General features: G+C 55.8%; 10 protein-coding genes. 7 read left to right on the top strand and 3 right to left on the bottom strand.

Annotated elements, in window-relative coordinates; genetic code table 11:
* Positions 1 to 114: 114 nt before the first annotated feature.
* The 3 genes from QFI97_RS16810 to QFI97_RS16800 are packed head-to-tail and all read left to right on the top strand — an operon-like array spanning position 115 to position 4,848.
* Positions 115 to 1,479 carry an MFS transporter gene (locus QFI97_RS16810; protein WP_331835389.1) on the top strand — a complete coding sequence of 455 codons (1,365 nt, stop codon included), beginning with the start codon at positions 115 to 117 and terminating at the stop codon, positions 1,477 to 1,479.
* Positions 1,480 to 1,497: 18 nt separating this feature from the next.
* Entirely contained in the window at positions 1,498 to 3,849 is a 2,352-nt protein-coding gene (locus QFI97_RS16805) for a beta-glucosidase family protein (RefSeq protein WP_346431636.1), read from the top strand.
* 24 nt (positions 3,850 to 3,873) lie between these two features.
* Positions 3,874 to 4,848, top strand: coding sequence for a helix-turn-helix transcriptional regulator (locus QFI97_RS16800; protein ID WP_095097045.1), 975 nt, complete (start codon positions 3,874 to 3,876; stop codon positions 4,846 to 4,848).
* Here QFI97_RS16800 and cobO read toward each other — a convergent pair.
* Together cobO and QFI97_RS16790 are read right to left on the bottom strand one after the other, a co-directional pair.
* Positions 4,820 to 5,410: a cob(I)yrinic acid a,c-diamide adenosyltransferase gene (gene cobO / locus QFI97_RS16795; RefSeq protein WP_095097048.1), complete on the bottom strand. Its 591-nt coding sequence runs from the start codon at positions 5,408 to 5,410 to the stop codon at positions 4,820 to 4,822. The two genes, QFI97_RS16800 and cobO, sit on opposite strands and share 29 nt — an antisense overlap.
* Positions 5,407 to 6,168, bottom strand: a complete 762-nt coding sequence (locus QFI97_RS16790) for a YciK family oxidoreductase (protein ID WP_095097051.1) — start codon at positions 6,166 to 6,168, stop codon at positions 5,407 to 5,409. The genes cobO and QFI97_RS16790 overlap by 4 nt, the downstream gene beginning before the upstream one ends.
* 255 nt (positions 6,169 to 6,423) lie before the next feature.
* Between QFI97_RS16790 and sohB the strand changes: the two genes are divergently transcribed.
* Complete coding sequence (sohB, locus tag QFI97_RS16785) at positions 6,424 to 7,470, top strand: protease SohB (RefSeq protein WP_095097054.1); 1,047 nt, start codon at positions 6,424 to 6,426, stop codon at positions 7,468 to 7,470.
* 61 nt (positions 7,471 to 7,531) lie between these two features.
* Here sohB and QFI97_RS16780 read toward each other — a convergent pair whose 3' ends face one another.
* Entirely contained in the window at positions 7,532 to 7,783 is a 252-nt protein-coding gene (locus QFI97_RS16780; protein WP_041145184.1) for a YciN family protein, read from the bottom strand.
* Positions 7,784 to 8,194: 411 nt separating this feature from the next.
* On the opposite strand from QFI97_RS16780, the gene topA reads away from it, so the two are divergent.
* From topA to QFI97_RS16765, 3 genes are all read left to right on the top strand, one after another.
* A complete protein-coding gene (topA, locus tag QFI97_RS16775) occupies positions 8,195 to 10,792 on the top strand; it encodes a type I DNA topoisomerase (RefSeq protein ID WP_095097060.1) in 2,598 nt (865 codons plus the stop codon).
* 334 nt (positions 10,793 to 11,126) lie between these two features.
* Entirely contained in the window at positions 11,127 to 12,101 is a 975-nt protein-coding gene (gene cysB, locus QFI97_RS16770; protein WP_095097063.1) for an HTH-type transcriptional regulator CysB, read from the top strand.
* Positions 12,102 to 12,345: 244 nt separating this feature from the next.
* Positions 12,346 to 12,513 (top strand): YmiA family putative membrane protein, encoded by a 168-nt coding sequence (locus QFI97_RS16765; RefSeq protein WP_071844914.1) that lies wholly within the window; start codon positions 12,346 to 12,348, stop codon positions 12,511 to 12,513.
* Positions 12,514 to 12,661 lie beyond the last annotated feature (148 nt).

Genomic DNA, 12,661 nt, shown 5'->3' with positions numbered 1-12,661 from the left:
TCACACTTCCGTATAAAGACAAAAAACAGGAAATACCCGGACAAATAACGCAAAGTGAAGCGCCGGCGAACGCCATATACTGGCAACACTGATTACAAAAACAGGTAGCCAAAAATGGATACAGCAGGAAAACTATCGGCCAGCTATGTCGTTATCGGGGTCAAAGAGAAAATAGGCTATGGCTTCGGCGACTTTGCTTCTAATTTGTCATTCGGTTTCGTTTCGCTGTTTTTACTCTTCTTTTATACCAATATTTATGGCATCAGCGCGGTGCAGGCCAGCCTGATATTTGTTATTGCCCGGGTAATTGATGCCATTTTTAATATCCTGATTGGTTTTGCTATTGATAAAACGCACAGTCGTTACGGCAAGCTGCGTCCCTGGTTATTATACGGATCGATTCCGCTCGGTTTTCTGACGGTGCTGTGTTTTGTACCGTTTGGCGGCGAAGCGAAATTCTATTTTGCCTTAATCTCTTATACGATATATTGCCTGGCGTATACCGCGGTAAATACGCCGTACTCGGCATTGACTAACCGCCTGACGCAGCATGAAGCCTCGCGCTCGTCATTGTCGGTATATCGCTTTGTATTGGCGATCGTCGGCTATTTAATTGTTTCGACGACCGCCGATCTGCTAATTTCGCCGTTTACGGATAAACAGTCAGGCTACGTTTTCGCGGTTTCGTGCTTTGCGCTGCTGGCCACCTTTCTGTTCCTCGCCTGTTTTGGCATGACCAAAGAGCGGGTGGGCGAAGACGAGGATGAGGCGCCTGCGCCGACGCTGCGCGAGATGCTGCGTGCGGTGACGGGCAATATTCCGCTGCTTAACCTGTCGCTGTTTACGGTATTTTTCTATATCGCCTATACCGTCTGGATGGCGATAGCGATCTACTTTATTAAATATATCATTGGTAGCGAAGGCTATACCGCGACCTTCTTTTTGATTCAGTCTGCGGCATATATCGTCGGGACGGTTATTTCTGAAAAAGTCATTGCCCTGATGGGTAAAAAGAGAATGACGCTGATTGCGCTGGGGATTGGAGTCCTGGGGGTGATGATGCAATATTTTGTGGCCGGGAATAACCTGTGGCTGATTATGACCGGGGTGTGCCTGTATAGCATTACGCTGGGGATGGGCTTTGTGGCGATGTGGTCGATGATTGCCGACACCGTAGAATATGCTGAATGGCATCACGGCGTGCGCAGTGAAGGCGCGATCTACGGCTTCTTTAATTTCATCACTAAAATCGCGATGGCGATTGGCGGCGGCTGCGCGGGATGGATGCTGGACTATTATCATTATGACGCAGGGAATATCACGGCGAGCGCGATTAACGGGATTAATATTTTGATGACATTATTCCCCGGTGCCATGTTTGCTCTCAGCGCCATATTTGTGGCGTGCTATTCGCTGGATGAAAAAACCTACCGCGATATTGTCCATAAAATTAGCCTGCGCAAGCAGAATGCGCTGTAACCTCAGGGAGCCAGAGAGATGAAGAGTGAATTTAATACCGTGATTGCGGCGATGACGGCAGAGGAAAAAGTGGCGCTGCTGACCGGCAGCGGCCTGTGGCGCACGGCATCGCTGCCGCAGCATGACATCAACGATATCGTGATGACCGACGGAACCTACGGCGTGCGCTACAGCAGCGCACAAATCGACGGCAGTGAAAAATGGAGCATGGATGACTTTATTTCGGTCATCACCCAAACCGCTGACCAGGTCAGCGCGGAGGAGCCAGCGGCGAAGGGCGGCAGCGAAGCGCTGTTCAGCGCCTCGCTGCCGGCAACCTGCTTTCCCAACGGCTCCAGCTTAGCCTGTAGCTGGGACGTAGAGCTGGTCTATCAGATGGGCCAGGCGCTGGGCCGTGAATGTCAGCAGATGGGGGTCGGGATCCTGCTGGGGCCCGGCATCAATATTCGCCGCACGCCGCTGGCGGGCAGAGGCTATGAATACTATGCCGAAGATCCGGTTGTCTCCGGCGATATTGCCGCGGCGCTGATCAACGGCCTGCAGCACGAAGGGGTAGGCGCCAGCCTCAAGCATTTTGCCGCCAATAACTCTGAATATCGCCGCACCGAAATGGATTCGATAATCGAAGAGCGGGCGCTGCGGGAAATCTATCTGGCGGGATTCCAGCGGGCGATAGCGAAATCGCAGCCGTGGACGGTGATGTCCTCCTACAACCGCCTTAACGGCGTACAGACTTCGCAGGATCCCTTTTTACTGACCCAGGTATTGCGGGATGAGTGGGGCTACGACGGGCTGGTGATGTCCGACTGGTACGGCATCAAGGACCGTCCGGCATCGCTGCTGGCGGGCAACGACCTGGCGATGCCGGAAACCCGACGCGACAAGCAGACGCTGCTGGCGGCGATCGAGTCCGGAGAGGTGCCTCTGGCGGTAGTCGACCGCGCCTGCCGGAGAATGCTGGCGCTATTAGAGAAGGTGCAGCGCCACCGTCGCCCGGAGACTAAGGCCGATTTCGCGGCCCATCACCAGCTGGCGCAGCAGCTGGCCGGGGAGTCCATCGTCCTGCTGAAAAATGAAGACAATCTGCTGCCGCTGACCCCGGAGCGCAGCCGGCGGATTGCGGTATTGGGCAAGCCGGCCCAGGAGCCGGTGATTCAGGGATCGGGCTGCGCCACCACGGTACCCTATTTGCTGGATCGTCCGCTGGACGAGATCTTCGATCTGGCGGGTGACGACTTTACCGTCACCTGGGCGGTTGGCGCTCCGGACGACGAGCGCTGCGATGAGCAGGCTCTGGCGCAGGCGCGGGCGGTGGCGCAGGAAGCGGATGTGGCGGTTATCTTTGTCAGTACCGCGGTGGGCGAGGATGGCGAAAACGGCGATCGTCATGATCTAAATATTCTGGCGGTACATGAGCGCCTGATCCGCGAGGTGGCGGCGGTACAGCCCAACGTGGTGGTGGTGCTGGCCAATAGCGATGCGGTGGTGATGCCGTGGCTGGTGGATTGTAAAGCGCTGCTGGAAACCTTCTTCGCCGGTCAGGGCATGGGCAGGGCGGTGGCGGAAATTCTCTTCGGCCAGCGTAACCCCTGCGGTAAACTGACGGTGACGGTGCCGAACGCCCTGGAAGAGACGCCGGCGTGGCTGAACTACCCGGGAGAGAACCTGCGCCACCATTATGGCGAAGGGCTGTTTGTCGGCTATCGCTACTATGACAAACGCCGGATGACGCCGCTGTTCCCGTTTGGTTTTGGCCTAAGCTACAGCCGGTTTACCTACGGCCAGCCAGAACTTTCAGCCTCTCGCGTCGGGGCTGACGATACGCTGACCGTGTCGTTCACCCTGACCAACGACGGCGATCGGGCGGGGAAAGAGATCGCGCAGCTGTACGTCAGCGCGCCGGGCGGTGAGCTGCTCCGCGAAGAGCGGGCGCTGAAGGCCTTCTGTAAAGTGGCCCTTGCTCCCGGTGAGCGCCGTCGCGTCAGCCTGCAGCTGCCGGTTGCTGAGCTGGCCTGCTATCACCCGGGGCTGGCGGATTGGGTTATCACTCCGGGCCGCTGGCAGGTGCGAATTGGCGGCTCCTCGCGCGATCTGCCTCTTACCGCCGAAGTCGATGTGGTCTGCCCGCCGCGCTACGTGCCGCTGCGGGATGACAATTCGCTGCAGCAGCTGATTCAACAGCCCGAGGCGCTTGACCGGGTGGTTGCCCTGATTGCGCGCAAGAGCCGGCTGCCGCCGGCGCAGATCCGCGACAGGCTGATCCAGCTGGCGCCGGATCTCTTCTGCGGCCTGCTGATCGCCCTGACGGAGTTTTTGGCGCTCGATATCGACAGCGACGAGCTGAATCGCGTACTTGCCGGGCGCGAATAATCGTCCGACTACAGGAGATGGCGCATGTTTCCCTTTTCAGTCACTCACCCCCGTTCGGCGACCGAGGCCGGGCGGCATACGGTTAACAGCGGCTATGAGCTGATTGCTTTTGATGCCGAGAAGCTGAATGCGTTTGCCGCCGAGGTACGCTACTGCGAACCGCACTGGCACCCGGCGCCGGAGCTGATAACCGTGCTGACGGGACGATTTTCCATCGTTGTCGGCCAGCAGAGCGCGGATCTGGCCCAGGGAGACATGCTGTATATCAATGCCGAGGCGGTGCACTCATTATGCGCGGAGGAAGCCGGCAGCCAGCTGGTGACCGTGCAGTTTTCACCGGGCCTGTTCGATGAGCTGCATCCCGCGCCGGTGCTGAGCTGGTGTACTCAGGGGCGCAGCTGCACCGAGGCCGATGGCGCGGTGCGTCAACGGCTGCTGAGTTTGTTAAGTCAGCTGATTGACAACCGCGCCCCGTTTCAACGCATCGCGACTATCTATCTGCTGCTCGATGCGCTGGTGCTGGCGGGGGAAGCGGTGCCGCAGGCGGAAAGCTCCCTGCGCGAAGATGCGATGATAAAGAAAGGCATCGACTTTATTAACCAGCATTTTGACCAGCCGCTGACCCTGAGCGAGGTGGCGAGCCGCAGCGGAATGAGCTATTCGTGGTTCTCGCGGCTGTTTAAGAAGGTGAGCCGGCATAATTTCAAGGAGTATCTGACGCTGGTGCGGCTGAACAAGGCGAAGACGCTGCTGCGCGATACCCGCACGCCAATTACCGACATTAGCCATAGCTGCGGCTTTCAGGAGCATAAGTACCTGATTGCCGCCTTCAAAAAATACTGCGGGCTGACGCCGACCGAGTACCGTAAGCGCTTTATCTCCCGGCAAAATAGTCTCGAAAGCGTACTGGCTCCGGGCGAGGATTGCCTGTGCCTGGCGCTAAACGACGCGCTGCTGGAAAGGCTGGCGCTTAGTAGTCAATGCCCATCTGCGCCTTGATACCGGCGTCAAAGGCGTGCTTAACCGGGCGTAATTCGCTGACGGTATCGGCAAGCTCCACAATTTCGCGGTGGCAGCCGCGTCCGGTGATAATCACCGTTTGCTGGGCCGGGCGATTGCGCAGCGCGCTAAGCACCTCTTCAAGCGGCAGATAGTCGTAGGCCACCATATAGGTCAGCTCGTCGAGCAGAACCATGTCGAGGCTTTCGTCGCAGAGCATGCGGCGAGCGTGTTGCCACACGGCGAGACAGGCGGCGGTATCGCTTTCGCGATCCTGCGTATTCCAGGTGAAACCGGTCGCCATCACCTGAAACTCGACGCCGTGCGGCTCCAGCAGGTTACGTTCGCCGTTCGGCCAGGTACCTTTAATAAACTGGATCACGCCGGCCTTTTTGCCGTGCCCGATTGCGCGGGTGACGGTACCAAAACCGGCGGTGGTTTTACCTTTACCGTTGCCGGTAAAGACGATAACAATCCCGCGTTCTTCCTGGGCTGCGGCTATGCGGGCGTCGACCTTATCTTTTACCCGCTGCTGACGTTCGCGGTGGCGTTCTTCACTCATTGTGCAATTCCTGGTTTACGCCCTGGCTGGGCATCGAAGGTCATTCCCGTTTTGCGACGGCTATCGTCGCCCATGAGCCACAAATACACCGGCATGATATCGGCGGGGGTCTTAAGCTTTTGCGGATCTTCCGTCGGGAAAGCGTTGGCGCGCATTTGCGTGCGCGTGCCGCCCGGGTTGATGCAGTTGACCCGCAGGTGGCGGCTCTGATACTCCTCCGCCAGCACCTGCATCATCCCTTCGGTGGCGAATTTGGACGCCGCGTAGGCACCCCAGTTGGCGCGACCCTGACGGCCTACGCTTGAGGAGGTGAAAACCAGCGAACCGGACTCGGATTTGAGTAATAAAGGAAGCAGCGCCTGGGTCAGCATAAAGGTGCCGTTGACGTTGACCTGCATAACCTGCTGCCAGACTTCCGGCTTTTGCTCATCCATCGGGCAGACGTCGCCGAGCAGACCGGCGTTGTGCAATACGCCGTCGAGGCGCGGGTAGTGGACGCTTATCTGCTGTGCCAGCTGCTGGCACTCCTGCGGGGTGCAGGTGAGCAGATCGAGGGTAAACCAGGGCGCCGGGATCCCGCCGTCCTGCTCAATTTCCTGCGCCACGCGGCGCAGCTTCTCTTCGCTACGGCCGAGCAGGATAACGCTGGCGCTGTAGCGGGAGTAGGTCAGCGCGGCTTCGCGGCCGATCCCGTCGCTGGCGCCGGTCACCAGGATGATGCGATCTTTCAATAAATGATGCTGCGGCTGATAGTGCACGGTGACTCCTTGGGTGACCTGCTGACGGGTCACGCTTTCTCTTCGGTCGTTCACTTTTGCGTTTTATGCCTGAAACGGCCGGGTATTGCAATCGGCGAAGCGGAAACTCTTTGCGGAATTAATATCTTGCAACGATTTCATCGTCGCTGAAAAAAACAAGAAGGCGCCTCGCACACGACACAAAGCGCAGAGACTTCCCGGCAAAGGCTGATGTACACTGTGCTTCAACGTCAGTGGTTAACACAAGGTGAAAACGTGGAATTACTTGCTCAATATGGCTTATTTTTGGCCAAAATAGCGACTGTTGTCGTCGCTATTGCGGCTGTCGCCGCAATTATCGTTAACCTCGCCCAGCGCAAGAAACAGCGCGGGGAACTGCGGGTCACCAACCTTAGCGAGCAGTATAAAGAGATGCGGGAGGAGCTCGCGGTGGCTTTACTCGACGGCCCGCAGCAGAAGCTTTGGCATAAAGCGCAAAAGAAAAAGCTCAAGCAGGAAGCCAAGGCCGCGAAAGCGCGGGCGAAGCTCGGTTCTACGGAACCAAACGGCAAACCCCGTGCCTGGGTGCTCGACTTTAAAGGCAGCATGGACGCCCACGAGGTGAGCAGCCTGCGCGAAGAGATCACCGCCGTTCTGGCCACGGCGAAAGCGCGCGATCAGGTCATCATCCGCCTGGAGAGCCCCGGCGGCGTGGTGCACGGCTACGGCCTGGCCTCCTCGCAGCTGCAGCGCCTTCGCGACAAACAAATTCCGCTGACGGTGGCGGTAGATAAAGTTGCCGCCAGCGGCGGCTACATGATGGCCTGCGTTGCCAATAAAATCGTCTCGGCGCCGTTTGCCATTCTCGGCTCCATCGGCGTGGTCGCGCAAATTCCTAACATTAATCGTTTCCTTAAAAACAAGGATATCGATATTGAGCTGCATACCGCCGGGCAGTACAAGCGCACCCTGACGATGCTCGGTGAAAACACCGACGAAGGACGGCGCAAGTTTCGGGAAGATCTGAACGATACCCATCAGCTGTTTAAGGATTTCGTCCACAAAATGCGGCCGACGCTGGATATTGAACAGGTGGCAACCGGCGAGCACTGGTACGGCGTTCAGGCGTTGGAGAAAGGGCTGGTCGATGCTGTAGAAACCAGCGATGAGCTGCTGCTGGGGCTGATAGACAGCCACGATGTGATTAGCGTGCGTTACCAGCAGAGGAAAAAGATGTTTGACCGCTTCACCGGCAGCGCCGCTGAAAGCGCCGATCGTCTGCTGCTGCGCTGGTGGCAGCGGGGACAAAAACCGCTGATGTAGACAAAATAACGCGAGGCCCAGGCCTCGCGTTTTCGTTCAGAACCCTGCTGAAAGCAAGGGCTTAATCGACCAGATGATATTTTTCAGACAGCGCATGCGCCAGGTATTTAAACATGTTAAATACCGCCGTGCTCTTCGCCGTAGGCAAACCCTGCTCATCAAGATAAAACTCGCCGCTAAATACCAGAATGCCGTTACGCTGAACGACGTCGGTGGCTTCGATCCCGGCTAGCGTATCTTCATGTTCGCGAATAAGTTTGTTGGCTTTTTCAAGCAGCGTCTGGCGATCGATTGGTTGGGTTGTACCTTGCATAACGGCCTCCTGTGATTCTTCGCGCAATAGTCTACGCCGCACGGCGGGCAGGGGCAAATTTTCCATTGACGCTGCAGGGGTACTGACAACAGCCTAAGAAACATGACTTTACTGGCAGGATTTGCTTTTGCATGCTAATAAAGTTGCGTAACGAATTTTATCAGGTACAGTGTGACGCTTTCAGCGATCTGGCAGCAGATTTGCTTGACATTCGGCCAAAAATTATTCGTGCTATGTCACCTGACTGAACAAAGTCAGTAAACCCGGCTATCTGGTTTTATGGACGTGAGGCCGGACGTGCAGAGGGTTGATATTCTTCGACGACGACGCAACATATGACGGACGTCGCCAGCGGATGGTGAATCAATGTGCGATGTATTCCTGGATGAATCAAATTAGGTAAAGGTGAATATGGGTAAAGCTCTCGTTATCGTTGAGTCCCCGGCAAAAGCCAAAACGATCAATAAGTATCTGGGTAATGACTACGTGGTTAAGTCCAGCGTCGGTCATATCCGCGATTTGCCGACCAGTGGCTCAGCTTCCAAAAAGAGCGCCGACTCTACCGCCACCAAAGGGGCCAAAAAGCCTAAAAAGGACGAACGTAGCGCTCTGGTCAATCGCATGGGCGTCGACCCGTGGCATGACTGGGATGCGCACTATGAAGTACTCCCGGGTAAAGAAAAGGTAGTTTCAGAACTCAAGCAGTTGGCGGAAAAAGCCGACCACATCTATCTCGCAACCGACCTTGACCGCGAAGGGGAAGCCATCGCATGGCACCTGCGGGAAGTTATCGGTGGTGATGAAAAACGCTACAGCCGCGTCGTATTTAACGAAATCACCAAAAACGCGATCCGTCAGGCTTTTGACAAGCCGGGCGAACTGAATATCGATCGTGTTAATGCCCAGCAGGCGCGTCGTTTCATGGACCGCGTCGTGGGCTATATGGTTTCTCCGCTGCTGTGGAAAAAAATCGCTCGCGGCCTCTCGGCAGGCCGCGTTCAGTCCGTTGCCGTGCGCCTTGTGGTCGAACGTGAACGCGAAATTAAAGCCTTCGTACCGGAAGAGTTCTGGGAAATTGACGCCAGCACCACCACGCCAGGCGGAGATGCTTTAGCGCTGCAGGTTACGCACAAGAACGACAAGCCGTTCCGTCCGGTTAACCGCGATGAGACCATGTCAGCCGTCGCGCTGCTGGAGAAAGCCGGCTACAGCGTGCTGGAACGCGAAGATAAGCCAACCAGCAGCAAGCCGGGCGCGCCGTTCATCACCTCAACCTTGCAGCAGGCGGCCAGTACGCGTCTGGGCTTCGGGGTGAAGAAAACCATGATGATGGCGCAGCGTCTGTATGAGGCTGGCTACATTACCTATATGCGTACTGACTCGACGAACCTGAGCCAGGATGCGCTGAGCATGGTGCGCGGCTACATCGGTGATAACTTTGGTAAAAAGTATCTGCCTGAGAACGCCAACCAGTACGCCAGCAAAGAAAACTCGCAGGAAGCGCACGAAGCGATTCGTCCTTCTGATGTGAACGTGATGGCGGAAGATTTAAAAGGCATGGAATCCGATGCGCTGAAGCTCTATCAGCTGATCTGGCGCCAGTTTGTCGCCTGTCAGATGACGCCAGCGCTGTACGACTCCACCACCCTGACGGTGAAAGCCGGTGACTTCAAACTCAAGGCGCGTGGCCGTACCCTGCGTTTTGATGGCTGGACGAAAGTCATGCCTGCGCTGCGTAAGGGCGATGAAGATCGCGTCCTGCCGGTGGTTAATCAGGGCGACAGCTTAAGTCTGGTCGAGCTCAGCCCGGCGCAGCACTTTACCAAACCGCCTGCGCGCTTTAGCGAAGCATCGCTGGTTAAAGAGCTTGAGAAACGCGGTATTGGCCGTCCGTCAACCTATGCGTCGATCATTTCGACTATTCAGGATCGCGGCTACGTTCGGGTGGAAAACCGTCGCTTCTATGCGGAAAAAATGGGTGAGATCGTCACCGATCGTCTGGAAGAGAACTTCCGCGATCTGATGAACTACGACTTTACCGCGCAAATGGAAGACCGCCTCGACCAGGTGGCGAATCATCAGGCCGAGTGGCGGCAGGTGCTGGATCACTTCTTCGGTGACTTCACCGCTCAGCTGGAAACGGCGGAGAAGGACCCGGAAGAGGGCGGCATGCAGCCTAACCCGATGGTGCTGACCAGCATCGACTGTCCGACCTGCGGCCGCGAGATGGGCATTCGTACCGCCAGCACCGGCGTATTCCTCGGCTGCTCCGGCTACGCGCTGCCGCCGAAAGAACGCTGCAAAACCACCATTAACCTGGTGCCGGAAAACGAAGTGCTCAACGTGCTGGAAGGCGACGACGCCGAAACCAACGCGCTGCGTGCCAAGCGTCGCTGCCAAAAATGCGGCACGGCGATGGACAGCTACCTTATCGATCCTAAGCGTAAGCTGCATGTCTGCGGTAACAACCCGACCTGCGACGGCTACGAGATTGAAGAGGGCGAATTCCGCATTAAGGGTTACGATGGCCCGGTAGTTGAGTGCGAAAAATGTGGTTCTGAGATGCACCTGAAAATGGGGCGTTTTGGTAAGTACATGGCCTGCACCAACGACGAATGTAAGAATACGCGCAAAATTCTGCGTAACGGGGAAGTGGCTCCGCCGAAGGAAGATCCGGTTCCGCTGCCGGAGCTGCCGTGTGAGAAATCGGACGCCTATTTTGTTCTGCGTGACGGTGCTGCCGGCGTCTTCCTCGCGGCGAACACCTTCCCGAAATCCCGCGAAACCCGCGCGCCGCTGGTTGAGGAGCTGTTCCGCTTCCGTGACCGCCTTGCGGAGAAGCTGCGCTATCTCGCCGATGCGCCGCAGCAGGATCCGGAAGGCAATAAAACGCTGGTGCGTTTTAGCCGTAAAACCAAGCAGCAGTACGTTGCGTCTGAAAAAGATGGCAAAGCCACCGGTTGGTCAGCCTTCTACATCGACGGCAAATGGACTGAAGCTAAAAAGTAAGCGCCTTACCCCTAAAAAGGGCCGCACACTGCGGTCCTTTCTTTTTCCGCTCGTCGCTGAAATCCTTGAAGTTTTGCCGCACATCTCCGGCCTTATAACCGCCTTATTATTTTCCGTTAGTGTCTATACACTGTAGATATAAATGATATAGTGGTTATAGTTAATCCCTTTTTTATTATTAAATCGTCTTACTACATTCTCGTTTCAGGACGCTTTGCGGCGCCAGCGCGGCGAATCGCCGGGGCGGCATCGGCGCGTAGCCTCTCTGCCGGCGGGCGGCCTGAACGTAAACTGTATCAAGCGAATTCATTTTACGCGTTAACGGATATCAGCCATGAAACTACAGCAACTCCGCTACATCGTTGAGGTTGTTAACCATAATCTGAATGTCTCCTCTACCGCCGAAGGCCTGTATACCTCGCAGCCCGGCATCAGCAAGCAGGTCCGCATGCTGGAAGATGAGCTGGGTATTCAGATTTTTGCCCGCAGCGGCAAGCATTTAACTCAGGTGACGCCTGCCGGTCAGGAGATTATCCGCATCGCCCGCGAAGTGCTGTCGAAAGTTGACGCCATCAAATCAGTGGCGGGCGAGCACACGTGGCCGGATAAGGGGTCGCTGTACGTGGCGACCACTCATACCCAGGCTCGCTATGCGCTGCCTGGCGTGATCAAGGGCTTTATTGAACGCTATCCGCGCGTCTCGTTGCATATGCATCAAGGGTCGCCAACGCAGATCGCCGAGGCGGTCTCGAAGGGAAATGCGGATTTTGCCATCGCTACCGAGGCGCTGCATCTCTATGATGACCTGGTGATGCTGCCGTGCTACCACTGGAATCGTTCGATTGTCGTGACGCCTGAGCATCCGCTCGCCTCCAGAGGCTCGGTGACGATTGAAGAGCTGGCCCAGTATCCTCTGGTGACCTACACCTTTGGCTTTACCGGGCGCTCCGAGCTGGATACCGCGTTCAACCGCGCCGGCCTGACGCCGCGCATCGTTTTCACCGCAACCGATGCCGATGTCATCAAAACCTACGTTCGCCTGGGACTGGGGGTTGGGGTTATTGCGAGCATGGCGGTTGACCCGGTGTCCGATCCGGACCTCGTCAAACTCAGCGCCAACGGCATCTTCAGCCACAGCACGACGAAAATAGGCTTCCGTCGCAGTACCTTCCTGCGCAGCTATATGTATGATTTTATTCAACGTTTTGCGCCGCATCTGACGCGCGACGTGGTGGATACGGCGGTGGCTTTGCGCTCGAATGAAGATATTGAGGCGATGTTTAAGGATATTAAACTGCCGGAAAAATGATTTGTCTAAATATTCGGCATCCCATCCCTGGGATGCCAATACCTATAATGACGCGTAATTAACATTGTAAACCTCGTATAACTCACAAATTTCATTATTCCTTTTAACACGGTTGCAATTATACCTACTCCGATCAAAATAACGGTTAAAGATAATAATTCCGGGCAAAATTCACTGGATTAATAGATGGTCCGTAATTAAGATTTAACTGTACCTGATAATTTCAACGATTGGTGGTGAAGATATGATAAGTGATATCGATTATATGAAGTTGGCGATGTCACAGGCCGGTGACAAGACGGAAGTGGATCCTGTGTTGAGAAGTCGGGCCTGGGGCGCTGTGTTCATCGGGCTTGCAATGTTCTGGAGTATCGTTGCACTAGTCATCTGTAACGTCTGGATCGTGAGCTAAGCGACGCTTTTTCGCCTTTGTAAAAATGTCACTTTTATGACAGTAAGAACCTCGGTGTTTATTTCACTTTAATAAACTAACGGCATTAAGGAGGATATATTTCGCCACGATGGTTTTTAATCAATAATCCATTCCTTTGAACTAATCG

It is taken from the genome of Klebsiella scottii (genome assembly GCF_036561945.1).
Lineage (GTDB): Bacteria > Pseudomonadota > Gammaproteobacteria > Enterobacterales > Enterobacteriaceae > Klebsiella > Klebsiella scottii.
This window is presented reverse-complemented; position numbering and strand designations above follow the sequence as displayed.